The organism is Variovorax sp. FG153 (genome assembly GCF_057809595.1).
This window is the reverse complement of sequence record NZ_JBMDKG010000006.1, coordinates 148786-172457: the sequence shown is the minus strand read 5'-3', so window position 1 is coordinate 172457 and position 23672 is coordinate 148786. Positions and strand designations below refer to the sequence as shown.

The window sequence follows — 23672 nt, the reverse complement described above, 5'->3', positions numbered from 1 at the left end:
GTTCAGGGCGCCGGCGCCCACACCGCGCGCTGCAGGTCGCGCTCGACCTCGCTCCACGCGATCGGCGCCACGTCGCCGAGGCAGCGGCCCTCGGCGCCCTCGAGCGCGACGCTCGCCACCGTCTGCTGCGTTTTCGGATCGACCGCGCCCTGCACGTACCAGCCCTCCTCGACCTGCAGCCAGATCGCCAGGCCCTCGCCCACCGGCTTGCCGAAGCGATGGACCATTCCGCCGTCGCCGACCGCGCGCTGCCAGCCACGCGCTTCCAGGCCGAGCAGGCCGGCATTCGTCACCGTGCGGCCGGTCCACTGCGGCAGCGCGCGTTGCGCGCGCAGCGCCGGGTCGAGCGCGAAGTGCGCCCGCGCGAGCTGCTCGAAGGGCTGCACGATCTCGTAGTCGGCCAGCACCGAGGCCCAGGCGGTGGCCAGCGCGGGGTCGCGCGCCGCGAACTCGAGCGGGTGCGCGATGCCGATGCGCGCGCCCTCGTCGTCGGGCAGCGCGAAGGGATCGTCGTGCGGATCGACCAGCTCGCCCTCGGCGCTCACGCGGAAGCTCGCTGCGAGTTCACCGCTCTCATCGAACAGCCCCCACACCAGCTGCCGGACGAACACGCGCATCACCGGATGCCGCACCAGGAAGGCCATGAACTCGCCGTGCGTCCAGCGCCGCTGCTCGCACATCGCGGTCTCGAGCCGGCGCAACTGCGTGGCCGCGACGGTCTTCGCCAGCTTGCGCAGTTCCTTGAGCTGCTCGGTCGCGGCGGCGGCCAGCGCCGCATCGTCGGCGGCATTGGGCTTGGGCAGCGCCTTCAGCGGCTTGCCCGCGGCGTCGCGCAGCAGCGGCTGCAGGCGGTCGTCCATCCGCAGCGCAAAGCGCCGCGGGCCGAAGTCCAGCGCCAGGCCCGCGCGCGCATCGAGCCCGAGCTCGGGCACCGTGCGGTCGGCCAGCTGCGCCAGGCTCAGGCCGCGCTGCGCCGCCACCTCGTCGAGCAGCGCCAAGGCCCGCGCGTTGAGGTCGGCGTAGCGCGTCTGGCGCGCGAGTTCTCCCAGGTGCATCAGCGCGGCGTCGCTGCCGATCTCGCCGAGCATCGCGAGCGCGTCGTAGGCGCGCACGCGGTCGAGCGCCGCGCGCCACTGGCGCAGCAGGCTCGCGAGCTGGCGCGCGGTCTCGTCGTCGCCGAGGCGGCCCTGCAGCGCGAACATCCAGCGCTCCTTGCTTGGCCGGCCATTGCCGATCCACCAGGCCAGCAGCGCGCGTGCGAAACGCGCCAGCGCCTCGGGCGCGACCGCGGCCTGCAGCGCCGCGAGGCCGGGGTACGGCGTCTCGGGCTGGCCGAGCGCCATCGTCATCAGCACGTCGGGCAGCAGCGACAGGGGCAGCGCCCGCGTGGCGTCCTCGGCGAGCACCAGGCGCGGCAGGGTCGACAGCGGCAGTGACTTCGGCAGCACCGGCAGCGTCTCGGGCAGCAGGTGTTCGGGTGCGATGGCGAGCAGTTGCGACACGGCCTCGGCCGCGGCCGGGCCGTAGGCCATGGCTTGCGCATGGACCGCATCGGCATGGCCGGCTTCGTGCAGCCAGCGCAGCGCGGCCTGCGCCGCATCGCGTGCGATGCCCGGTGCGCCGAGCGCGTCGGGCACGAGGCCGCGCGCGGCGGTCGCGGGATAGCGGCCGAGCCAGGCGCAGGCTTCCTGCCGCACCCAGCGGTTGCCGTGGAAGCCCTTGGCGATCAAGGGCGCGAGCCGGTCCCATTCGATCACCGCGGCCAGCTCGAACATGGCGCGCGAGCCCTGCTTCAGATAGGGCGGCAGGCCCGGCAGCGCGGCGGTGCCGAAGCGATGCAGCAGCGGCCGCAGATAGCCCGCGTCGCCCATGGAGTGGCTGGCGGGTGGCAGCCGCGCGAACACCGCCATCGCCAGCGGCTCGGGCAATTGCCAGAGCTGGTCGCCGCAGCTCCACGAGTCGCCGGGCGGCTTGCCGAAGTCGTCCGCCGACAGGCTGGTGCCGTGGTCGCGGATCGCGTCCTCGATGCGCTCGGCCTTCAGGCCCAGCATCCACAGCGCCTTGCGCGGGCGGTCCCAGGCCCGGGCCTCGGGCGGCGGCTGCGTCGTGTGGTGCGGACGTGGGTACTCGGCCAACTGGCGTTCGCCGCGCTGCCGAGCCTCGCGCACTTCATCGGCCAGCCACTGCGCGGGTTCGCCGCTGACCGGGGGATGGCGCCGCGGCACCGCGTGCTGCCAGTGCAGCCGCGCGGTCTGTTCGACGGCATCGAGCGCCAGCACCGGGATCTCGGGCAGCGCCTGCCTGTCCTTCCAGGGCGGTGCGCGCAGGAAGGCCGGCCACTGCGCGGCTTCGGCATCGGCCAGTCCGCCGCCGTCGTCGGCCTGCAGCCGCGCGAGCGCCTTGCGCCGGGGCTCGTCGCAGGCGGCTTCGAGCGGCGCCTGCCATTCGGGATGCGCGGCCAGCAGCTCGAGCACCAGCGCGGCGCCGGCCTGGTGGCGCGACGGGTTGGCGGCCAGCAGTTCGCGCAGTACCAGCAGCGGCCAGCGCTCGGCCTGCTTCGCGAGCGCCGTCTTGCATTCGGGATGCCGAACCTGGCCCGCGAGGAAGCGCACCGCGTCGACGTGATGGATCGCGAGCAGGTCGGCCAGCGCCTCCTTGCGCGGCGCGGGCTCGAGGAACAGCGGCAACGCGTCGGCGCCATGCAGCTCGAGCACGCGCAGCCGCGCCGGCCGCTGCTGCCAGGCGGGCTGCGGATGACGGCCGAGGTGGTCGAGCTGCTCGTGCAGCGGCTGGTTGTCGGACAGCGTGGCGCCGCACTGGCGGCAGGGCGCGTTGCGGAATTCGGCGAGCGCGCCGCGCATCGCCGCCGTCCAGCGGACCGTGCCATCGGGCAAGCCGCCTGGATCGTCGCGCTGCTTCTTCGCGCGGCCGGTCGCCATCGTCGGTCCCCGTCGTGGCTCAGGCCATGCCGCGCGCGCGGCGGCGCGTGTGCGCGAGCCACAGCAGCGCGGCGCCGGTCAGCGCCACCGGCACCAGCGAGCCGAGGTTCAGCAGCTGCCAGCCCTGGGTCGTCACCAGCACGCCCGAGGCGAAGGAGGTCAGTGCCAGCGTCGCGAACACGCAGACGTTGAGCGCGCCCTGGGCCCGGTCGCGCTCCTCGGCCGTGTAGGCGGTCAGCGACAGCGTGGTGCTGCCGGTGAAGAGGAAATTCCAGCCCACGCCGAGCAGGCACAGAGCGATCGCGAAGTGCCGCAGCTCCACGCCCGACAGCGCGACCGCGATGCAGGCCAGATTCAGCAGCAGCCCCGCGCCCATCACCGGCAGCGCGCCGAAGCGGCGGATCAGGTGGCCGGTGAAGAAGCCCGGCGCGAACATGCCGATCACATGCCATTCGAGTACCAGCGCTGCGTCCTCGAACGGCAGGCTGCAGATCTGCATCGCGATCGGCGTCGCGGCCATCAGCAGGTTCATCACGCCGTAGCCGAGCGCGCCCGCGGCGGCGGCCACGATGAACACCGGCTGCCGCGCGATCTCGGCCAGCGGCCGTCCGCCGCCCTGCGCGCGCGCGGGCGGCGCCGGGAAGTCGATGAAGCGCATGAGCGCCATCGACAGCAGCGCCACCAGCGCGAGCGCGAGGTAGGCGCCCGCGAAGGGCACGGCGAACATCTGGCGCGTGGCGGCCGCGAGGTTCGGGCCGGCCACCGCGCCGATCAGCCCGCCGGCCATCACCAGCGAGACCGCCTTCTCGCGCCAGTCGGGCGCCGCGAGCTCGGCCGCCGCGAAGCGGTAGAGCCCCGCGTTGGCGTTGTAGTAACCCGCGACCACGGTCGCGAAGCACAGCAGCCAGAAGTTCTTCGAGAAGGCCGCGTAGGCGCACAGCAGCGCCGAGCCCAGCGCCACGGCCAGGCCGATCTGGAACGCGCCGCGGCGGCCGAAACGGCGCTGGCTGCGCACCACCAGCCCGGTGGCGAGCGCGCTGCCGACCACGTAGCCCATCACGGGCAGCGTCGCCATCCAGCCGCGCGGCGCGATGGCGAGGCCGACCAGCCCGTTGATCGCGATGAAGGTGACGTTGTTGGTCAGGAACAGGCCCTGGCAGATGGCGAGCAGCCAGAGGTTGCGATTCATGGAGGAAGCGGCACGGGGGTTGCGGACGATGGGCGAGCCCGCGGTTCTACGCGAACTCGCCGTGCCGCGCCAGCGGAGCAAAAAAAAGCGCCCTCGCGGGCGCCGAATCATTGCGTTGTTCTTCGCGGCTCAGGACTGGCGGCCTTGCAGCAGGCCGCTGAGCGAGCCCAGCAGATCCTCGTGGTTGCCGAGCCCCTGCTCGGGCACCTTGCCGTGCGGCGTGAGCTGGTCGATCAGGGCCGGCAGCATGGTGGCGAGCATCGGCAGCAGGGTTTGCGCATTGATGCCGAGCTTCGAGGCGATGCTGGCGATCGTGTCGCTGCCCAGCGCATCCTGCAGCTGACCGCCCGAGACCGGCAGGTTCTCCCCCTTGCCGACCCACGAGCCGATCACCTCGCCCAGGCCCGCCTGCTCGAACTTCGAAACCAGGCCGCCGAGGCCGCCCGTGCTTCCGTTGTTGGCGAGCAGGCCGCCCAGCGCGCCGGCCAGGCCTCCCAGGTCGCCCAAGCCGCCGAGCCCCCCGCCCTGGGGCTGCTGTTGCGCAGCGCCTCCGAGCACCTGACCGAGTACCGAGTCGAGCAATCCCATGGCTTTTTCCTTGGTGTGTGACAGAACCGCGGGATTTTCCCAGGCGGTGGAATGTTGCCGAAATCTTGCTTGCTGACTTTCGGCTTACGACGTGACAAATTACTTGGTACGCGCCGCGCGTTTGGGCAGCAAGGCCGGGCTCAGGCCCTGAACGCCCACCAGCCCCAGCACGGTGACCAGCGAATTCTGCGCGCCTTTCCAGCCGTCTGTCACGTCGATCCACTCGTTGAGCGAATGGGATCCGCCCGACTTGCCGCCGCCGCCGATGATGATCGCCGGGATGCCCAGCGAGATCGGCACGTTGGCGTCGGTGCTGCCGCCGCGCAGCAGCGTCTTGTGGCCGAAGGCGCTGTTCGAGCGCACCGCGGCCTCCACGATCACCGAGTCGGTCGGCGTGCGGCCGCCGGGCCGGTCGCCGATCAGCCTGGTGCTCACGCTCAGCGTGTTCACGTTCCAGCGCTTGTTCTCCTCGGCCACCGCTTCGTCGAGCGTGGCGAGGATCTTCTTCTCGGTCTCGAGCAGCGAGCCCATGTCGTCCGAGCGGATGTCGATCGCCATGCGCGCATCGGGCGCGATGGTGTTGACCGAGGTGCCGCCGCCGACCGTGCCGACCGTGAAGGTGGTCTTGGGGAAGCTCGGCGTGCGCACCTCGGCGATCTTCGCGATCGCGCGGCCCATGCCGTGGATCGCGCTCGGCACCTGGCCGAAGGCGCCGAAGCTGTGGCCGCCCGGGCCCTTGAAGTTCACCTCGTAGCGGTGGCTCGCGGTGCCCAGCACCAGCACGTGGCCCTCGGGCGAAGGCTCGAGGCCGACCATGCCGTCGATGTCGAGGTGGTCGCGGAAGATCGCTTTCATGCCGCGCAGGTTGCCGAGTTCCTCCTCGCCGACATTGCCGACGAACAGCAGGTCGCCCTGCGTCTGCACCTTGTTGTCGTTGAGCACCTTGAGCCAGGACAGCAGCACCGACAGGCCGCGCGTGTCGTCGGCGATGCCCGGTGCGAACAGCTTGCCGTCGCGCTCCTTGACCTTCACGTCGGTGCCGGCCGGGAACACGGTGTCGAGATGCGCCGAGACCAGCAGCTTCGGGCCGTGGCCCGTGCCCTTGCGCAGGCCGACCACGTTGCCTTCGGCGTCGATGCGCGCATCTGTCAGGCCCAGCGCCTTCATGCGCGCGAGGAAGGCCTCGGCGCGCTTCTGTTCCTTGAAAGGCGGCGCCTCGATCTCGGTCAGCGTCCGGAGCTCCTCCACCGTGCGCTCGTGATCGGCCTTCACTGCCTCGAGCAGCTTCTGGATCGCGGGCGCGGCCATCAGCTGCGCGTAGACCTTGTCGACGTCGGGGCTCACCTGCGCCGGCGTGGGCGCCACCGGCGCGCTCTGCGCATGGGCGAGGGGGACGGCGGCGAAGGCCGCCAGGGCCAGGGCGACGGTCAGCGGGGCGAGCCGGGGCACGCGAAGCGGTCGATGCATGGGCGGGAGATCCTTTGGAAACGATGCAATGGAACGTGAAGCCCCATTGTTCCGAAAGGCCCGCGGACGTGCGTCGCGGAAAACACCCAGGAGGATGCGGGGTCGGTTCAGGCGAGGCGCACGAGCGCCGCGAGCGCGGCCGTCTCGGCGCGCAGCACGCGCGGGCCCAGGGTCACGGGGGCGAAGCCGCGCGCGAGGGCCTCGGCCTCCTCGGTGCCGCTCAGGCCGCCCTCGGGGCCGCTGAGCACCCGCACCGCGGCCGGGTCGCCGCCGGCCTGCGCGAGCGCCTCGCCGAGCGCGCGCGTGCCCTCGGCCAGGCTCAGCACGAGGCGCAGCACCGGGCCGGGCCCATCGGCCTCCGGCGCCGCCTCGAGCCAGCCCGCGAACGGCCGCACCGGATGGATCGCCGGCACCCGGTTGCGCCCGCACTGTTCGCAGGCGGCGATCGCGATGGCCTCCCAGTGCGCGCGCTTCTTCTCGGCGCGCTCGCCGGCCAGCCGCAGCACGCCGTGCGCCGTGACCAGCGGCTGGATGCTCGCCACGCCGAGCTCGGTGGCCTTCTCGACCAGCCAGTCCATGCGCTCGTTGGCCGGCATGCCGACCGCCAGGTGCACGGCGCGCGCGGCCTCGCTCTCGCGCGCCGTGTGCGCGCCGACCGTCACGCTGACCTCGCTGCGGCCCATGCGCTCGACCGTGGCCGCGTACTCGCCGCCGCTGCCGTCGAACAGCGTGATGGTGTCGCCGGGCTGCAGCCGCAGCACCTGGACGTGGCGCGCGGCACCCGCGGGCAGCGCCAGCGTGGTGCCGGCGTGCAGCGGGACGGCGCAGTGAAAACGCGGCATTGCTATGAGATTCGTAGCTGCATCCCCATGGGACATGGGCGATACGGCATTGTTTTCTTCAGATTCCGTTCAGTGCTTCTTCAGCGCTCAGACCCGGCCATAGGCGAAGCCCGTGACCGCGGTCGTGCCCTCGACCTCGTCGATCACCCGCAGCAGCGGCGTGAGTTCGCTGTAGCGGCTGGCGGTGGCGCGGATGTAGGCGATGAAGCGCGGCGTGTCGGCGAGGTAGCGCGGCTTGCCGTCGCGCAGCGTGAGCCGCGCGAAGATGCCCGCGACCTTGAGGTGGCGCTGCAGGCCCATCCACTCGACCGCGCGGTAGAAGGCGCCAAAGTCCTCGTCGACCGGCAGGCCGGCCTTGCGGGCTTTCTGCCAGTAGCGCACGGTGATGTCGAGCACGAACTCCTCGTCCCAGCTCAGGAAGGCATCGCGCATCAGGCAGGCGATGTCGTAGGTGATCGGACCGTGCACGGCGTCCTGGAAGTCGAGCACGCCCAGCGGCGTCTTGGCGCGTTCGGCGAGCGTGTCGCCCGGCGCCACCATGAGGTTGCGCGGCATGAAGTCGCGGTGCACGTAGACGCTGGGCGCGGCGAGGTTGCTGTCGACGATCAGCTTGAAGCTGCGCTCCAGCCGTTCCTTGAGCTTGCCCTCGATGGCGACGCCGCGGTGGCGGCCCAGGTACCACTCGGGAAACAGCGACAGCTCGCGCTCGAGCAGCGCCCGGTCGTAGGGCGGCAGCACGCCGGGCTTCGACGAGAGCTGCCAGCGGATCAGCGCGTCGATCGCCTGGTCGTAGAGCGGGCGGCTGGTGTCGGGGCGCGCGGGGTCGAGCACCTCGAGCATGGTCTGGCGGCCGAGGTCGTCGAGCAGCAGGAAGCCGTGGGCCTGGTCCCATTCGAGCACCCGCGGCGCATGCACGCCGGCCTCGGCCATGAGCCGTGCCACCTGGACGAAGGGGGCGCTGTTCTCCTTGTCGGGTGGCGCGTCCATCACGATGCGCGTGCCCTCGGGGCCGCTGCTGTCGAGGCGGAAGTAGCGGCGGAAGCTCGCATCGGCCGAGGCGAGCCGCACGGTGTCCGGGCGCAGCGCGTGTGCGTCGGCGATGCCGGCAAGCCAGGTCCGGAACGCTTCGGCCCGTTGAGGATCAGTCCAGGAAATGGCCCCAGGGAGGGCCGGGGCCGTCGGGGCCGGGGGCAGGGGTGCTGTCATGGATAATCGATTCTACAAACCGCCCGGCGCGGCAACCTCTGCGATCGAAGCCCGATCGGACCGGTTCGCCGTCGGCTCCCGCAACCGGCCGGCCTGCCGCGCCGCCTCCCCCGACGTTTCCTTTGTCCGAACCGATGCCTACGAATCCATGCCCCGACGCCTGGCACCTTGTGCGCTCGCTGCCTTCCTCGGGAGGACGCCGGGCTCTCCTCGGAACGGATCGGCGGGAGGTCTGATGAGCCGACGAGTCGACGTGCGCCGTTCCGGCCCGCCGCTGCCGCTGGCCATCCTCACGCTGGCGCTGCTGCACGCGCATGGCGCATCGGCCCAGGGAACGGGCCTCGACGGCCCGCTCACGCTCAAGCGCACGCCCCAGCTCGCGGAGACCATTCCGCCGCTGCTGCGCAGCCAGCTGCCCAGCCTCGTCACCGGCGACCGCATCTCGGGCCGGCCCGACCTCGAGACCGTGGTGGAAGGCAATGCCAGCCTGCGGCGCGGCGAGACCGCCATCACCGCCGACCGCCTCGAGTACTACCAGCCCGACGACCGCGCGCGCGCCACGGGCAACGTGCGCGTCAACCAGGCCGGCAACGTCTACGAGGGCCCCGAGCTCGAGCTCAAGCTCGAGACCTTCGAGGGCTTCTTCAACAACGTGCGCTACACCTTCCTCGCCAACGGCGGGCACGGCGACGCGCAGCGCATCGACTTCGTCGACGCCAACGTGTCGGTCGCGCGCGAGGCCACCTACACCACCTGCCGGCGCGAGGACTTCCCGGGCTGGATGCCCGCCTGGATCCTGAGCGCGGCGTCGATCACCACCGACACCGAGGAGAACGTGGGCGTCGCCAAGGACGCGCGGCTGAGCTTCATGGGCATCACCACGCCGGCGCTGCCCAGCATGAGCTTCCCGCTGTCGAACGAGCGCAAGAGCGGCCTGCTGCCGCCCACCATCGGCATCGACAACACCAACGGCATCGAGTACGCGCAGCCGTACTACTGGAACATCGCGCCGAACCGCGATGCCACTTTCACGCCAACGCTGATGTCCAAGCGCGGCATCAACCTGGGTTCGGAGTTCCGCTATCTCGAGAAGGGCTACAACGGCACCATCCGGCTCGACCTGATGGGCAGCGACCGCCTGGTGGGCCAGCGCTTCAACGAGTCGCGCGCCACGCAGCTGCAGCAGCTGGCCAGCGGCCAGATCCAGGCCAAGGACCTCGACCTGCGGCAGCCCAATTCCCGGCGCTGGGGCATCTGGGCCAACCACCGCCAGGATTTCGACGCCAAGGCGCTCGGCCTCGATTCGCTCTCGGGCAGCATCAACATCAACCGCGTCAGCGACGACGACTACTGGCGCGACTTCACGCGCACGCCCACGCTGTCGCAGCGCCTGCTGCCCAACGACGCCACGCTCAACTGGAGCAAGGGCGACTGGAACGGCGTGGTGCGCGCGCTGCGCTACCAGACGCTGCAGTACAGCCTGGCGCCGGTCGTGCCCTCGTACGATCGCATGCCGCAGATCACGGCCAACTACAACAAGTACGACTGGGGCGGCTTCGACTTCTCGTTCACCACGGACTACACGCGCTTTCGCGTGAACCGCATCGCCGCCGGACAGCCCGGCTACGACGCGATCCAGCAGTCGCAGCCCGACGGCGACCGCCTGTACGCCGTGGCGGCGCTGAGCCGGCCCTTCATCACGCCGAGCACCTTCGTCATTCCGAAGGTGCAGCTGCACGCCACCAGCTACAGCTACTACGTGCCGCAGGCCGACATTCCGAAGCTCACGGTCAACGGCGTGCAGTACGTGAACGGCATTCCGTACGACCCGAGCTCGCCGGTGTTCTGGTCTACCTCGGCCAACCGCACGGTGCCGACCTTCAGCCTCGACAGCGGCCTGATCTTCGAGCGCGACGCCAGCTTCTTCGGCCGTGCCTTCCGCCAGACGCTGGAGCCGCGCGCCTACTACGTCTACACGCCCTACCGCGACCAGAGCAAGCTGCCCAACTACGACACGGCGGCCAACGACTTCAGCTTCGCGACCATCTACACCGAGAACGCGTTCTCGGGCAACGACCGCATCTCGGACACCAACACGCTCACCATGGGCGTGACCTCGCGGCTGATCGATCCCGACACCGGTGCCGAGGCCGCGCGCTTCGGCGTCGCGCAGCGCCTGCGCTTCTCGGACCAGCGTGTCACGCTGCCGGGCGCGAATCCGGTCACGGACCGCGCGAGCGACCTGCTGCTGGGCGGCCAGATCAACTGGACGCCAAAGTGGAGCCTGGACACGGTCATCCAGTACAACCCCGACACCCGCAAGTCCACGCGCAGCGCCATCAGCGCGCGCTACAACCCCGCGCCCTATCACAACGTGAACATCGCGCTGCGCTACCAGGCGCCCAGCGATGCCTACCTCGCGGCCAAGGCACTCAACCCGAACACCACCGCCGTCAACGACGGCAGCAAGTCGATCGACGTCGGCTGGCAGTGGCCGCTCAACGACTTCTGGGGCGACAAGGGCAAGGACCTCGGCCCCGGCAAGGGCCAGGGCGGCGGACGCTGGTACGCCGTGGGCCGGCTCAACTACGACCTGCAGGACCGCAAGCTCACCGACGGCGTTCTCGGCGTCGAGTACGACGGCTGCTGCTGGATCGGGCGCGTGGTGCTGCAGCGCATCACCACCGGCCAGGTGACGGCCAACACCCGCATCATGTTCCAGCTCGAATTCGTCGGCTTCGCGGCCATCGGCTCGAGCCCGATGCAGGCCCTGCGCACCAACATCCAGCGCTACCAGCCCCTGCGCACGCCGGTCGAAGGGCCGAGCCGCTTCACCAATTACGACTGAGACCAGAGACCGAGCTACGCCATGAAACACATCCGTTCCATCCTCAGCCTGGCCTGCCTCGCCGCGCTGGCCGCAACTGCCGGCGCCCAGCAGGGTTTCCGTTCCGGCGGCGGCATCACCGACATCATGCGCACCGGCCCGCGCCTGGCAGCGCCGGCCGCCCGGCCCGCCGCGCCGGCCGCGCCGGTGCAGCGCGCGGCCGAGTTCATCGTCGCGCTGGTCAATTCCGAGCCGATCACCAACACCGAGGTCCTGACCCGCGTGCAGCGGCTGATCCAGGAGAACCCCGACGCCGAGCGCGTGCCGCGTCCCGAACTCGCGCGCCTGGTGCTCGAGCGGCTGATCTCCGAGCGCGCGCAGCTGCAGCTCGCCAAGGAAACCGGCATCAAGGTCGACGAGATCGCGGTCGACCAGGCCGAGCAGACCGTCGCGCGCCAGAACCAGCTGACCCTGCCCGAGCTGCGCCAGCGCGTGGCCGCCGAGGGCATCAGCCAGCAGGCCTTCCGCAACGACCTGCGCGACCAGCTCATGCTCACGCGCCTGCGCGGCCGCGAAGTCGATTCGAAGGTCAAGGTCAGCGACGCGGAAGCCGACCAGTTCCTGCAGGACCAGCGCAACAGCGGCGGCAAGGGCGATCCGTCCATGCTGAACCTCAACCTCGCGCAACTGCTGGTGGCCGTGCCCGAGAACGCCACCGAGGCGCAGGTGGCGCAGGCGCAGCAGAAGGCCCAGGGCCTCGCGCAGCGCGCGCGCGCCGGCGAGGACTTCGCCAAGCTGGTGCAGGACAACTCGGACGCGCCCGATCGCGCCAATGGCGGCGCGCTCGGGATGCGCACCGCCGACCGCTATCCGCCGCTGTTCGTCGAGGCCGTCCAGTCCACGGCCGTGGGCGGCATCGTCGGCCCGGTGCGCTCGGGCGCGGGCTTCCACGTCGTCAAGGTGATCGCCAAGGAGCAGATCGGCTCGGCCGACGCCGTGGTCACGCAGACCCATGCGCGCCACATCCTGCTGCAGAACGACCCCAAGCGCACCACCGAGCAGGCGGTGGCGCAGCTGGCCGAATTCAAGCGGCGCATCCAGGCCGGCAACGGCGCCGATTTCGCCAGCCTGGCGCGCGACAACTCGCAGGACGGCAGCGCCAAGGACGGCGGCGACCTCGGCTGGGCGCGCCCGGGCATGTTCGTGCCCGAGTTCGAGGAGGCCATGAATCGCCTCGCGCCGGGCCAGATCAGCGATCCGGTGGTGTCGCGCTTCGGCGTCCACCTGATCCAGGTGCTCGAGCGCCGCAACGTCAAGCCGAGCCAGGACGAGCAGCGCGAAGCCGCGCGTGCCGTGCTGCGCGACCAGCGCACCGAGGAAGCCTTCAACACCTGGGCGCAGGAAGTGCGCGCGCGCGCCTACGTCGAGTTCCGCGACCCGCCGCAGTCCTGATCGACACACGATGGCGCACATTCCCAGGAAGCGCTTCGGCCAGCACTTCCTGTCCGACGGCGGCATCATCGACGCGATCGTGCGCGAGATCGCGCCGCAGCCCGGCGACCCCATGGTCGAGATCGGCCCCGGCCTCGCGGCGCTCACGCAGCCACTGGTCGAGCGGCTCGGCCGGCTCACCGTCATCGAGCTCGACCGCGACCTCGCCAAGCGGCTGCGCAGCCATCCGCAGCTCGAGGTGGTCGAGTCCGACGTGCTCAAGGTCGACTTCGCGGCGCTCGCGGCGAAGGTGCCCACCACCGCGCTGCGCGTGGTCGGCAACCTGCCCTACAACATCTCCACGCCGATCCTCTTCCACCTGCTGGGCTATGCCCACCTGGTGGCCGACCAGCACTTCATGCTGCAAAAGGAAGTGATCGACCGCATGGTGGCGCGGCCCGCCACCTCGGACTACGGCCGGCTGAGCGTGATGCTGCAGTGGCGCTACGCGATGGAGAACGTGCTGTTCGTGCCGCCCGAGAGCTTCGATCCGCCGCCGCGCGTCGACAGCGCCGTGGTGCGCATGGTGCCGCTGGCCGCGCCGCCGGCGGTCGATGCGAAGCGGCTCGAGGAGATCGTGCAGGTCGCGTTCAGCCAGCGCCGCAAGCTGCTGCGCCATACGCTGGGCCGGTGGCTCGACGAGCACGGTTTCGCCGGCGAATTCGACACGCAGCGGCGGGCCGAGGAAGTGCCGGTCGAGGCATACGTGGCGCTGGCGCAGACGCCGGGGCTCGGTTGAGCAGGCGGCATGGAAACGAAAAAACCCGTCGATGACGGGTTTTTTCATGCGCTGCCGGAACGCGTCCGGCGAACTCTTTCTTTAAGCCGCGGCGAGCCAGTAACCCGCGTTGAACGGGCTGCTCATGCGCAAGGCGAGCGGCGAGACGTCGACGAGCTTGTCGGTCGGCATTTTTTCGCCGGTCGGCTCGTCGGTCGCGGTGGCGGTCACCGCGGGGGTGACGGTGGCCGGGTCGATCTGGATGCCATCGAGGGTTGCCGCACCGGTCGGCTGGGCCTCGTTCGCCCGTTCTGCTTGGCTGGTTTGTGCAGAACGGGCTACAGAAAAGAATAGAAGCACCGGAAGGGCACCTTGCGGTCGCCCCAGTAGTCCGACGCGTCGCGGAAGATGTCGAGCAGCTGCTCGCGCGCTTCCTTGTCGAACTTGCCGTTGGCCGGGATCTGCTCGAGCACGATCACGAAACCGGGCTGCGGGCCCGATTTATGCAACGGGTCGGTCATGCAGTCGTACAGCGCGTCGAAGTTCTTGCCGAAGTGCGCCGGAAAGGTGAACTGCTGGGCGATCAGGTCGAGCACGTCCTGCTTCGTCTGCGCGTTGCCCAGGTTGGCATACAGGAAGTGCTGGCCTGCTGCGTTGGCGGCGTCCTGCAGGTCGCTCACGCGGAACGCGCGGATCGATTGCACGATGTTCGGGCGTACGCCACGAAGGGATAAAGTCATCTCCGCTGGTCTTTCCATAGTCATCATCATTTCTTCGGGGCGCTTCGGTGCACCGCTCAAATCGTTGTCGTCGCCGCTCATGGCTTGATCCGTCTGAAACTCGCGTAATGGTCCGCCGTGTACCAGCAGGCCTCGGGTGCCGTGCGCTGCTCGCCGCCGCAGACGATGCGCCGGGCGCCGCGATCGCGCGATCCGGGCGTGGTCACCGTGTACTCGCGATAGTGGCCGCGCCGGGCCGGGGGCAGGAGCCGTTCGCGATTGCCGAACACCGAGCCGTCCTTGTCGTACCGGAAGGGACCGCCGTTCAGGATGGCTTCGTAGGTACGCTGGCCTTGCGCCGGCAGTTCGGCCAGCGCAATCGTTTCCTGGGCGGTGGAATTACCGGCGCCGAACCATCCGCGGGCCTCGGCCCCCGTCGTCGCCAGCGCCGCCAGCATGAAGCCGGTGAGCGCAAACTTAGCGACAGAGGACGTGATCGAGGCGCAAGACGCCATCGCCATAAAGAGGCACCACAAGAAAAGAGCGGGGGGGTTCGGATCAGCGATCAACCTTGGGGTTAACCCGCAAATCCAAGCCCGCGAGTGTGCACCACGCTGGCGAAAATAGCAAGCGACTGCCCAAAGTTTGAGCAGTATCGAGGGCTTGACAGGGACGCCATAAGTTGGCGTCCACTCTCGAAGAAATGCTTGCTAAAGCTTAACGTTCTGCGTTGGCGTCGGCCACTGTGAGTGCCGTCATGTTCACAATGCGCCGCACCGTGGCGCTCGCCGTGAGAATGTGCACAGGTTTGGCCGCTCCGAGCAGCACCGGGCCGATCGCGATGTTGCCGCCGGCCGCCGTCTTGAGCAGGTTGTAGGAAATGTTGGCGGCGTCGATGTTCGGGAAAACCAGCAGGTTGGCGTCGCCGGCCAGCGCGCTGTGCGGCATGACCACCGCGCGCTGCTTGCTGTCGAGCGCCACGTCGCCGTGCATTTCGCCGTCGACCTCGAGCCAGGGCGCCTGCACGCGCAGCAGGTCGAGCGTGCGGCGCATCTTCAGCGCGCTGGGCTCGTTGCTGGTGCCGAAATTCGAGTGCGACAGCAGCGCCGCCTTGGGCTTGAGGCCGAAGCGCATCATCTCCTCGGCCGCCATGGTCGTGATCTCGGCGAGTTCCTCGGGCGTCGGGTCGTAGTTGACGTGGGTGTCGACCAGGAACACCTGGCGCTCGGGCAGCAGCAGGCCGTTCATGCAGGCGTACACCGGCACGTCCTGCGGGGTGCTGGCGCAGCCGCCGGGCCGTTTGCCGATCACCTGGTCGATGTAGTGCAGGTGGATCAGCGTGGTGCCCCAGGTGCCGCAGATCATGCCGTCGACCTCGCCCTTGTGCAGCAGCATCGCGCCGATCAGCGTGAGGCGGCGGCGCATCTCGATCTTGGCGACCTGCACCGTGATGCCCTTGCGCTCGGTCATGCGGTGGTAGGTCTGCCAGAAGTCGCGATAGCGGTGGTCCTGCTCGACGTTGACCACGTCGTAGTCGAGCTCTTCCTTCAGGCGCAGGCCGAACTTCTCGATGCGCTGGGCGATGATGGCCGGGCGGCCGATCAGCGTCGGGCGCGCGATGCCCTCGTCGACCACGATCTGGGCGGCGCGCAGCACGCGTTCTTCCTCGCCCTCGCAGTAGGCCACGCGCTTCTTCGGCGCGCGCTTGGCGGCGTCGAAGATCGGCTTCATGGTGGTGCCAGAGGCATAGACGAAGCTCTGCAGCTTGTCGCGGTAGGCGTCCATGTCCTTGATCGGACGCAGCGCCACGCCACTTTCCTCGGCCGCCTTGGCCACGGCCGGCGCGATCTTCATCATCAGGCGCGGGTCGAAGGGCTTCGGGATCAGGTATTCGGGGCCGAACGACAGCTTCTCGCCGACGTAGGCGGCCGCCACGCGCTCGCTCTGTTCGGCCTGGGCCAGCTCGGCGATGGCATGCACCGCGGCGATCTCCATCTCGTCGGTGATCGTGGTCGCGCCCGAGTCGAGCGCGCCGCGGAAGATGTACGGGAAGCACAGGACGTTGTTGACCTGGTTCGGGTAATCGGTGCGGCCGGTGGCCATGATGATGTCGTCGCGCACCGTGCGCGCGTCTTCGGGCGTGATTTCCGGATTCGGATTGGCCAGCGCGAAGATCACCGGGCGCGTCGCCATCTTGGCGACCATCGCGGGCTTGAGCACGCCGCCGGCCGAGAGGCCCAGGAACACGTCGGCGCCCTCGATCACCTCGGCCAGCGAGCGCGCCGTGGTGTTCTGCATGTATTGGCGCTTGTCGTCGTCCATCAGCTCGGTGCGGCCTTCGTAGACCACGCCGGCCAGGTCGGTCACGAACACGTTCTCGCGCTTGAGGCCGACCTTGAGCAGCAGGTTCAGGCAGGCCAGCGCCGCGGCGCCCGCGCCCGAGGTCACGAGCTTCACGTCGGCGATGTTCTTGCCGGCCACCTTCAGGCCGTTGAGCATGGCCGCGGCCACGGTGATCGCCGTGCCGTGCTGGTCGTCGTGGAAGACCGGGATCTTCATGCGCTTGCGCAGCTCGCGCTCGACGTAGAAGCAGTCGGGCGCCTTGATGTCCTCGAGGTTGATCGCGCCGAAGGTGGGCTCGAGCGCGGCGATCACGTCCACCAGCTTCGCCGGGTCCTTCTCGTCGATCTCGATGTCGAACACGTCGACGCCGGCGAACTTCTTGAACAGGACGCCCTTGCCTTCCATCACCGGCTTGGAAGCCAGCGGGCCGATGTCGCCCAGGCCCAGCACCGCGGTGCCGTTGCTGATGACCGCCACCAGGTTGCCGCGCGCGGTGTACTTGAAGGCGTTGGCCGGGTCCTTGACGATCTCCTCGCAGGGCGCTGCCACGCCGGGCGAATAGGCCAGCGACAGGTCGCGCTGGTTGACCATCTGCTTGGTCGCGGCGATCGAGATCTTCCCGGGGACCGGAAGCTCGTGGTACTCGAGGGCGGCACGTCGAAGTTCGGCGCGTTTGTCTTCGGGCGAGGGAGTCGAGGATGACGAAGGGGTCGTGTCGGACATGTGCCGTAGCTCCTGAGGCGCTTCTTCTGGGGGCGCCGATTGTAGACCTCGGACGGTGACGGACTATGACGCCTGGCCAGGGTGCAGCCATGACCAAAATGACCAAAAGCACGGGTCTGCGGTCAAGTCGCTGTGGCAATATGCCAAGTCCGCACAAAAACCCTCTAGAGGAGCGCAGCCATGGCCCTGATGGATTTCATCAAGAAACAGTTCATCGACATCATCCAGTGGACCGAGTCCGGCGATGGCACGCTGGCCTGGCGCTTCCCGATGGCGGAGATGGAAATCCAGAACGGTGCCTCGCTGACCGTGCGCGAGTCGCAGGTCGCGGTGTTCGTCAACGAAGGCCAGGTGGCCGACGTGTTCGGTCCCGGCATGTACAAGCTCACCACGCAGACGCTGCCGGTGCTGACGTACCTGAAGAACTGGGACAAGCTCTTCGAGTCCCCCTTCAAGAGCGACGTCTATTTCTTCAGCACGCGCCAGCAGGTCGACCAGAAGTGGGGCACGCCGCAGCCGATCACCATCCGCGACAAGGACTTCGGCGCCGTGCGCCTGCGCGCCTTCGGCAACTACTCGTTCCGCATCGGCGACGCCAAGCTGTTCCACACCGAGATCTCGGGCACGCGCGACACCTACACCGTGGCCGACCTCGACGGCCAGCTGCGCGGCCTGGTGCTGCAGAACATCAGCAACGCCATCGCCTCGAGCGGCGTGCCCTTCCTCGACCTCGCCGCCAACCAGATCCAGTTCGCGCAGGCGTTGGCGGCCCAGCTGGTGCCCGAGTTCGCCAAGATCGGCATCAAGCTCGAGAACATCACGGTCCAGAACGTCTCGCTGCCCGAGGAACTGCAGAAGATCCTCGACCAGAAAATCGGCATGGGCATGGTCGGCAACGACATGGGCAAGTTCATGCAGTACCAGACGGCGCAGGCGATCCCCAAGTTCGCCGAAGGTGCCGCGAACGGCGGCGGCATCGCGGGCGACGCGATGGGCCTGGGCGCCGGCGTGGCGCTCGGCCAGGTGCTGGCGCAGAACCTCGCGCAGGGCCTGAGCCCGAACGCGGCGGCGCAGGCGGCCGCGACCCAGCAGCAGCCGGCGGTGGCGGTGGTGAATCCCAACGACGTGATGACCACGCTCGAGAAGCTCGGCGAACTCAAGACCAAGGGCATCCTGACCCAGGAAGAGTTCGACGCCAAGAAGGCCGAACTGCTCAAGAAGCTGGTCTGACCCGGCGCCATGTTCTGTATAGCGCCTGACGCCCGCTCGACGGGCGTGAGAGGCATGATCGGCTGGAAGAATGCTGCGGGCCTCGAGCCCGCGCGTGCGCGCCATGGCTGAGGAAGCCGGCGGCACCCAGCGCTACTACCGCGCGCCCTGCCCCGGCTGCGGTGCGCCGGTCGAGTTCCGATCGGCCCAGTCGACCCATGCGGTCTGCCCCTACTGCCAGAGCACGGTCGTGCGCCAGGGCGACACGCTCGCGCGCACCGGCAAGATGGCCGAGCTGTTCGACGACTTCAGCCCGCTGCAGCTGTTCGCCGCGGGCCGGATCCAGGACAAGCCCTTCACCATCGTCGGCCGGCTCCAGTACAAGTACGCCGGCGGCCGCTGGACCGAGTGGATCGCGGCCCTCGACGGCGACCGCACCGGCGTGCTCAGCGAGGACAACGGCGCCTACGTCTTCTCGCTGCCGTTCGAACTGCAGCGCACGGCGCCGGCCGCGGCCGACCTGCGCGTGGGCGCCACCAGCGCCTTCAACGGCCAGAGCTACACTGTCGCCTCGAACGAAGAGGTGACGCTGGTCTCGGCGCAGGGCGAACTGCCGCACCTGCCCGAGCTCGGCCGGCCGTTCCAGGTGGTCGAGCTGCGCAACGACAAGGGCCTGGTGCTGAGCCTGGACTACGGTTCGCAGCCGCCCACGGCCTCGCTGGGCCGCTCGGTCGATCTGGAGTCGCTGCAGCTCACGGGCCTGCGCGAGGATTCGGCCAAGGACGAGAAGGGCCGCAGCTTCAACTGCCCCAACTGCGGCTCGCCGGTCACGCTCAACCTGGCCGACAGCAAGAGCGTCACCTGCCGCTCGTGCAACAGCATCATCGACCTCACGCAGGGCATCGGCGGCGAGCTCAAGCACGCGGCGCAGAACGAGCCGGTGCGCCCGCTGATCGCGCTGGGCAGCATCGGCCAGCTGCAGGGTGCCCAGTGGCAGGTGGTGGGCTTCCAGCACCGCATGGGCAGCGAGCCAGGCGACGACGAGCAGTTCGGCTGGGACGAGTACCTGCTCTACAACAAGAAGCGCGGCTTCAGCTTCCTGGTCGATGCCGAGGACGGCTGGAGCATGGTGCGTCCCACCACCGGCGCGCCGGTGATGGCCGAGAACGGCAGCACCGCCACCTACCTCGGCAAGCGCTACCAGCAGCAGTACGCCTACAACGCCGAGACCACCTACGTGGCCGGCGAGTTCTACTGGCAGGTCGAGCGCGGGCAGAAGACCTTCAACCGCGACTTCGCGGTCGGCGGCGCCCTGCTGTCGATGGAGCGCTCGGTCAACGAGCTCACCTGGTCCTCGGGCAGCAAGATCGACAGCGGCGCGGTCGCCACGGCCTTCAAGCTCGACGCCAAGAAGGACCTGTTCGAGCGCTCCGACGCGTCGCCGGTCAGCGCGGCCTCGGGGCTGGGTTGCGGCACCATCGTGGTGATCGCGATCGTGATCATCGTGCTGCTCATCATCCTGAGCACCTGCAGCAGCAGCGGTTCGAGCGGCGGCTACCGCAGCTCGGGCGGCTCCTACGGCGGCTCGTCGAGCGGCGGCGGCCACAAATGACGAAGATCGCATGGCCGCTACCGATTCATCGACTGATAGATACGACTGGAGGTCCCCATGGGATTTGAATGGCTGAAACCTGGCGTGGTCCTCGGATCGCTCGTGTACGCGCTGATCGGCGTGGTGATCTTCTGGGTCTGCTTCCTGATCATCGACAAGATCACGCCCTATGACCTGTGGGGCGAGATCGTCGAGAAGCAGAACGTGGCGCTGGGCCTGGTGGTCGCCGCCATGAGCCTGGGCATCAGCATCATCGTCGCCGCCGCCATCCATTGAGCGAAGAGCAGGCCCTGTCCGCGCGCCCGGCCGATGCGCGCGGGCCGCAGCCCGTCGAGATCGCGCTGCTCGCCAGCGTCTTCGTGGTCGCCGCCTGCGGCCTGGTCTACGAACTCAGCGCGGCGGCGCTCAGCTCCTACCTGCTGGGCGACTCGGTGCTGCAGTTCAGCACCATCATCGGCACCTACCTGTTCGCGATGGGCGTGGGCTCGTGGCTGTCGCGCTACTTCGACCGCCAGCTGCCGGCCCACTTCCTGCGTATCGAGCTGATGGTGGCGCTGATCGGCGGCGCGCTGCCGGCGGTGCTGTTCCTCGCCAACGCCTACGCGCCGGGTGCGTTCCGGCTGCTGCTGTACGGGCTGGTGATCGTGGTGGGCACGCTGGTCGGGCTCGAGATCCCGCTGGTGATGCGCATCCTGCGGCGCAATGTGGCGCTCAAGAACCTGGTGTCGCAGGTGCTGACCTTCGACTACCTCGGCGCGCTCGCCGTGTCGGTGGCCTTCCCGCTGATCCTGGTGCCGCAGCTCGGCATGATCCGCACCGGCCTGCTGTTCGGCTTCATGAACGCGGCGGTGGCGGTGTGGGCGCTTTGGCTGTTCCGCCACGAACTGCGGCGCGTGGGCGCGCATGCGCTCGCCTGCTTCCTGTCGCTGGCGGCGCTCTTGGGCGGCTTCATCGGTGCCGACCACATCACCACGCTGGCCGAGGACAAGTTCTACCAGGACCGCATCGTCTTCAGCGCCACCTCGCCCTACCAGCGCATCGTGGTCACGCGCGGGCTGCTCGGGCACCGGCTGTTCCTCAACGGCAACCTGCAGTTCGCCGAGCGCGACGAGTACCGCTACCACGAGGCGCTGGTGCACCCCGTGATGGCCGCGCACGGCGCGCCCAAGAAAGTGGCGGTGCTCGGCGGCGGCGACGGCATGGCGGTGCGCGAGGTGCTCAAGTACCCCTCGGTGGAATCGGTCACGCTGGTCGAGCTCGATCCGAACATGACGAAGCTGTTCACCGACCACGAGACGCTGGCCGCGCTCAACGGCCATTCGCTGTCGTCGCCGAAGCTCAAGATCGTCAACACCGATGCCTTCCAGTGGCTGCAGCAGCGCGGTGACGACGACCTGTTCGACGTGATCGTGGTCGACTTTCCCGATCCCACCAACTTCGCGATCGGCAAGCTCTACACCAACAGCTTCTACGCGCTGCTCGACAAGCGCCTCGCGGCCAGCGGCTACGCGGTGATCCAGACCACCTCGCCGCTGGTGGCGCGCAAGAGCTTCTGGACCGTGGCGCAGACGGTGGAGTCGGTGGGCCTGACCGCGACGCCCTACCACGTGCACGTGCCGAGCTTCGGCGAATGGGGCTTCATCATCGCGAGCCACCGGCCCTACCGGAAGCCCGATGCGCTGCCCGCGGGCCTGCGCTTCCTGTCCGCGCCTACGCTGCCGCTGATGTTCGACTTCCCGCTCGACATGGCGCGCGTGCCGGCCGAGGTCAACCGGCTCTCCAACCAGGTCCTCGTCACCACCTACGAACAGGAGTGGGGCAAGGTCATGGCACATTAAATGGTCCTCCCCCAGGCTGCGCGGCACTGCGTGCCGCTTCGCCAATCCCCTCGCCGGGGGCGACACCAGTGGCCCGGCAAAGCCGGTTCCACGGTGTCTCCCGAACAGGCCGCGCTACGCGGGCCCTTGGCAGACCGCAGGCCGGGTGCAGGTTGTTGGCTCGGCGAGGTGATGGCGACATGGGCATGAGGCGGCGCGGCTTCCTCGGCACGGTCGGCGCCGCCGGTGCGCTCGCGCTCGCCGGCTGCGATGCGCCGCCACCCATCGAAGGCGGCTTCACCGGGATCGACATGGCGCGCGGCCACGCGATGCGCGACGGCACGCTGAAGTCGCGCGCGCCCGCGAGCACCCGCAAGACCCGCGTGCTGATCGCCGGCGGTGGCGTCGCCGGGCTCGCGGCGGCGCGCGCGCTGCGCCTCGCGGGCATCGACGACTTCGCGTTGCTCGAGCTCGAGGACAGCGCGGGCGGCAATGCGCGCGGCGGCATGGTCAACGGCATCGCCTGCCCGCTCGGCGCGCACTACCTGCCGGTGCCCGGCGACGATGCGCGCGAGGTGCAGGACCTGCTCGAGGAACTGGGCCTGCGCCAGCGCGTGGCCGGCCGCTGGGAATACGACGAGCGCACGCTGTGCCACAGCCCGCAGGAGCGGCTGTTCTTCCACGGCGAGTGGCAGGACGGCCTGCTGCCGGTGCATGGCGTGGACGCCGGCACGCAGGCGCAGTACCGCCGCTTCGCGCAGCGCATCGACGCGCTCCAGCATGCGGCCCACTTCGCCATTCCCACGCTCAAGGTCGCGGTCACGCCCGAGCTGCTGGCGCTCGATGCGCAGGCCTTCTCGGCCTGGCTCGACCGCGAGGGCCTGAGCGATCCGCACCTGCGCTGGTACCTCGACTACTGCTGTCGCGACGACTACGGAGCGGGCATCGAGCAGGTCTCGGCCTGGGCCGGCATCCACTACTTCGCGAGCCGGCACGGTTTCCACGCGCCCGGCGATCCGTCGGGCAGCGCCAACGACACCAACCCCGAGCGCGACGGCGTGCTGACCTGGCCCGAAGGCAACGGCTGGCTCACGAAGCAGCTGGCCAAGCCACTGGGCGAACGGCTGCGCACGGGCCAGGTGGTCGTGCGCATCGCCGAGGTGCGCGGCGGCGTCGAGGTCGATGCCTGGGATGCGGCCTCGCAATCGCTGGTGCGCTGGCAGGCCGCGCATTGCATCGTCGCGCTGCCGGTGTTCGTCGCCGCGCGCGTGGTCGAGAACGCGCCCGCGGTGCTCGCGCATGCCGCCGCGCACGTGCGCCATGCGCCCTGGCTGGTGGCCAACGTGCACCTGCGCGGCCCGCTGCTTGATCGCCCCGGTGCCGCGCCGAGCTGGGACAACGTGGTCTACGGCACGCGCGGCCTCGGCTATGTCGATGCGCGCCACCAGACGCTCGACCCCACGCCGCGCGGCACCGTGCTGAGCTGGTACCGGCCGCTGGGCCCAAGCCGCTACGACGAGGGCGACGGCCGCCGCCTGCTGCTCGAGCGGCCCTGGACCGGCTGGCGCGACGACCTGCTGGCCGAGCTCTCGGTGCCGCACCCCGACCTGCCCGCGCTGGCCACGCGCATCGAGATCACGCGCTACGGGCACGCCATGGCCATTCCACGGCCCGGCCTGCTGGCGCAGATCGGTTCGCAGCGCACCGCGCCCGACGACGCGCACCGCGGCAGCGTGATCGCGGGCCGGCTGTCGTTCGCACATGCCGACTGGTCGGGCTATTCGATCTTCGAGGAGGCCTTCACGCGCGGGCATGTGGCGGGAGCGAGCCTGGGATGAGGACGCTGGTGCTCGAAGGCTTCGGCAACTTCGGCGCGCGCGTCGGCCGCCCGGCCGATGACGAGCGCCTGCTGCGTCTGAGCCTCGTCCCGGTGAACAGGCAGGGTCGCCAGGCCTGAACCGTCCCGGGATGCGCGCCCGTGC

19 protein-coding genes are annotated in these 23672 nt (G+C 69.6%); 9 read left to right on the top strand and 10 right to left on the bottom strand.

Annotated features, from left to right (window positions below; translation table 11 throughout):
- Window positions 1-2 precede the first annotated feature (2 nt).
- From ACODT0_RS09895 to ACODT0_RS09870, 6 genes are all read right to left on the bottom strand, one after another.
- Entirely contained in the window at window positions 3-2939 is a 2937-nt protein-coding gene (locus ACODT0_RS09895; RefSeq protein ID WP_489041155.1) for a DUF4132 domain-containing protein, read from the bottom strand.
- A gap of 19 nt (window positions 2940-2958) precedes the next feature.
- On the bottom strand, window positions 2959-4128 hold the full coding sequence (locus ACODT0_RS09890; protein ID WP_489041154.1) for an MFS transporter: 1170 nt from the start codon (window positions 4126-4128) through the stop codon (window positions 2959-2961).
- Between the two features lie 129 nt (window positions 4129-4257).
- Window positions 4258-4716, bottom strand: a complete 459-nt coding sequence (locus ACODT0_RS09885) for a YidB family protein (protein WP_057597353.1) — start codon at window positions 4714-4716, stop codon at window positions 4258-4260.
- 99 nt (window positions 4717-4815) lie between these two features.
- Window positions 4816-6183 (bottom strand): M20/M25/M40 family metallo-hydrolase, encoded by a 1368-nt coding sequence (locus tag ACODT0_RS09880; RefSeq protein ID WP_489041153.1) that lies wholly within the window; start codon window positions 6181-6183, stop codon window positions 4816-4818.
- A 107-nt stretch (window positions 6184-6290) separates the two neighbouring features.
- Window positions 6291-7025, bottom strand: a complete 735-nt coding sequence (locus ACODT0_RS09875) for a 16S rRNA (uracil(1498)-N(3))-methyltransferase (RefSeq protein ID WP_057593276.1) — start codon at window positions 7023-7025, stop codon at window positions 6291-6293.
- Window positions 7026-7112: 87 nt separating this feature from the next.
- The gene (locus tag ACODT0_RS09870; protein WP_261208800.1) at window positions 7113-8231 is read right to left on the bottom strand and encodes an aminoglycoside phosphotransferase family protein; all 1119 of its coding nucleotides are present in this window, start codon (window positions 8229-8231) and stop codon (window positions 7113-7115) included.
- A gap of 235 nt (window positions 8232-8466) precedes the next feature.
- Here ACODT0_RS09870 and ACODT0_RS09865 point away from each other — a divergent pair, with 235 nt between their 5' ends.
- From ACODT0_RS09865 to rsmA, 3 genes are read left to right on the top strand one after another with little or no spacing between them, the layout of a single operon-like run.
- Window positions 8467-11079 carry an LPS-assembly protein LptD gene (locus ACODT0_RS09865; RefSeq protein ID WP_057593274.1) on the top strand — a complete coding sequence of 871 codons (2613 nt, stop codon included), beginning with the start codon at window positions 8467-8469 and terminating at the stop codon, window positions 11077-11079.
- A gap of 21 nt (window positions 11080-11100) precedes the next feature.
- On the top strand, window positions 11101-12510 hold the full coding sequence (locus ACODT0_RS09860) for a peptidylprolyl isomerase (protein WP_489041152.1): 1410 nt from the start codon (window positions 11101-11103) through the stop codon (window positions 12508-12510).
- Between the two features lie 10 nt (window positions 12511-12520).
- Window positions 12521-13288, top strand: a complete 768-nt coding sequence (rsmA, locus tag ACODT0_RS09855) for a 16S rRNA (adenine(1518)-N(6)/adenine(1519)-N(6))-dimethyltransferase RsmA (protein ID WP_057593272.1) — start codon at window positions 12521-12523, stop codon at window positions 13286-13288.
- 81 nt (window positions 13289-13369) lie between these two features.
- On the opposite strand, the gene ACODT0_RS09850 is transcribed toward rsmA, so the two are convergent.
- The 4 genes from ACODT0_RS09850 to ACODT0_RS09835 all read right to left on the bottom strand — a co-directional run bounded on the left by ACODT0_RS09850 (window position 13370) and on the right by ACODT0_RS09835 (window position 17052).
- On the bottom strand, window positions 13370-13627 hold the full coding sequence (locus ACODT0_RS09850) for a hypothetical protein (RefSeq protein ID WP_172705478.1): 258 nt from the start codon (window positions 13625-13627) through the stop codon (window positions 13370-13372).
- Window positions 13606-14031: a barstar family protein gene (locus ACODT0_RS09845; RefSeq protein WP_172705479.1), complete on the bottom strand. Its 426-nt coding sequence runs from the start codon at window positions 14029-14031 to the stop codon at window positions 13606-13608. Before ACODT0_RS09845 ends, ACODT0_RS09850 begins: the two co-directional genes overlap by 22 nt.
- Window positions 14032-14084: 53 nt before the next feature.
- Complete coding sequence (locus tag ACODT0_RS09840) at window positions 14085-14501, bottom strand: guanyl-specific ribonuclease (RefSeq protein WP_057593285.1); 417 nt, start codon at window positions 14499-14501, stop codon at window positions 14085-14087.
- 202 nt (window positions 14502-14703) lie between these two features.
- Window positions 14704-17052: an NADP-dependent malic enzyme gene (locus ACODT0_RS09835; protein ID WP_057593271.1), complete on the bottom strand. Its 2349-nt coding sequence runs from the start codon at window positions 17050-17052 to the stop codon at window positions 14704-14706.
- Between the two features lie 180 nt (window positions 17053-17232).
- On the opposite strand from ACODT0_RS09835, the gene ACODT0_RS09830 reads away from it, so the two are divergent.
- From ACODT0_RS09830 to ACODT0_RS09805, 6 genes are all read left to right on the top strand, one after another.
- The gene (locus ACODT0_RS09830) at window positions 17233-18282 is read left to right on the top strand and encodes an SPFH domain-containing protein (RefSeq protein ID WP_057593270.1); all 1050 of its coding nucleotides are present in this window, start codon (window positions 17233-17235) and stop codon (window positions 18280-18282) included.
- A 103-nt stretch (window positions 18283-18385) separates the two neighbouring features.
- Entirely contained in the window at window positions 18386-19873 is a 1488-nt protein-coding gene (locus ACODT0_RS09825) for a DUF4178 domain-containing protein (RefSeq protein WP_057593284.1), read from the top strand.
- 57 nt (window positions 19874-19930) lie between these two features.
- A complete protein-coding gene (locus ACODT0_RS09820; protein ID WP_057593269.1) occupies window positions 19931-20149 on the top strand; it encodes a DUF350 domain-containing protein in 219 nt (72 codons plus the stop codon).
- On the top strand, window positions 20146-21711 hold the full coding sequence (locus tag ACODT0_RS09815) for a polyamine aminopropyltransferase (RefSeq protein WP_412179415.1): 1566 nt from the start codon (window positions 20146-20148) through the stop codon (window positions 21709-21711). The genes ACODT0_RS09820 and ACODT0_RS09815 overlap by 4 nt, the downstream gene beginning before the upstream one ends.
- A gap of 185 nt (window positions 21712-21896) precedes the next feature.
- Entirely contained in the window at window positions 21897-23528 is a 1632-nt protein-coding gene (locus ACODT0_RS09810; protein WP_489041195.1) for an FAD-dependent oxidoreductase, read from the top strand.
- On the top strand, window positions 23525-23647 hold the full coding sequence (locus ACODT0_RS09805) for a hypothetical protein (protein ID WP_296735040.1): 123 nt from the start codon (window positions 23525-23527) through the stop codon (window positions 23645-23647). The genes ACODT0_RS09810 and ACODT0_RS09805 overlap by 4 nt, the downstream gene beginning before the upstream one ends.
- Window positions 23648-23672 lie beyond the last annotated feature (25 nt).

What these genes read in the sequence shown, in the direction of transcription:
- ACODT0_RS09895 (WP_489041155.1), bottom strand. Translation starts at nt 2,939, where the DNA reads ATGGCGACCGGCCGCGCGAAGAAGCAGCGCGACGATCCAGGCGGCTTG.
- ACODT0_RS09890 (WP_489041154.1), bottom strand. Translation starts at nt 4,128, where the DNA reads ATGAATCGCAACCTCTGGCTGCTCGCCATCTGCCAGGGCCTGTTCCTG.
- ACODT0_RS09885 (WP_057597353.1), bottom strand. Translation starts at nt 4,716, where the DNA reads ATGGGATTGCTCGACTCGGTACTCGGTCAGGTGCTCGGAGGCGCTGCG.
- ACODT0_RS09880 (WP_489041153.1), bottom strand. Translation starts at nt 6,183, where the DNA reads ATGCATCGACCGCTTCGCGTGCCCCGGCTCGCCCCGCTGACCGTCGCC.
- ACODT0_RS09875 (WP_057593276.1), bottom strand. Translation starts at nt 7,025, where the DNA reads ATGCCGCGTTTTCACTGCGCCGTCCCGCTGCACGCCGGCACCACGCTG.
- ACODT0_RS09870 (WP_261208800.1), bottom strand. Translation starts at nt 8,231, where the DNA reads ATGACAGCACCCCTGCCCCCGGCCCCGACGGCCCCGGCCCTCCCTGGG.
- ACODT0_RS09865 (WP_057593274.1), top strand. Translation starts at nt 8,467, where the DNA reads ATGAGCCGACGAGTCGACGTGCGCCGTTCCGGCCCGCCGCTGCCGCTG.
- ACODT0_RS09860 (WP_489041152.1), top strand. Translation starts at nt 11,101, where the DNA reads ATGAAACACATCCGTTCCATCCTCAGCCTGGCCTGCCTCGCCGCGCTG.
- rsmA (WP_057593272.1), top strand. Translation starts at nt 12,521, where the DNA reads ATGGCGCACATTCCCAGGAAGCGCTTCGGCCAGCACTTCCTGTCCGAC.
- ACODT0_RS09845 (WP_172705479.1), bottom strand. Translation starts at nt 14,031, where the DNA reads ATGACTATGGAAAGACCAGCGGAGATGACTTTATCCCTTCGTGGCGTA.
- ACODT0_RS09840 (WP_057593285.1), bottom strand. Translation starts at nt 14,501, where the DNA reads ATGGCGTCTTGCGCCTCGATCACGTCCTCTGTCGCTAAGTTTGCGCTC.
- ACODT0_RS09835 (WP_057593271.1), bottom strand. Translation starts at nt 17,052, where the DNA reads ATGTCCGACACGACCCCTTCGTCATCCTCGACTCCCTCGCCCGAAGAC.
- ACODT0_RS09830 (WP_057593270.1), top strand. Translation starts at nt 17,233, where the DNA reads ATGGCCCTGATGGATTTCATCAAGAAACAGTTCATCGACATCATCCAG.
- ACODT0_RS09825 (WP_057593284.1), top strand. Translation starts at nt 18,386, where the DNA reads ATGGCTGAGGAAGCCGGCGGCACCCAGCGCTACTACCGCGCGCCCTGC.
- ACODT0_RS09820 (WP_057593269.1), top strand. Translation starts at nt 19,931, where the DNA reads ATGGGATTTGAATGGCTGAAACCTGGCGTGGTCCTCGGATCGCTCGTG.
- ACODT0_RS09810 (WP_489041195.1), top strand. Translation starts at nt 21,897, where the DNA reads ATGAGGCGGCGCGGCTTCCTCGGCACGGTCGGCGCCGCCGGTGCGCTC.
- ACODT0_RS09805 (WP_296735040.1), top strand. Translation starts at nt 23,525, where the DNA reads ATGAGGACGCTGGTGCTCGAAGGCTTCGGCAACTTCGGCGCGCGCGTC.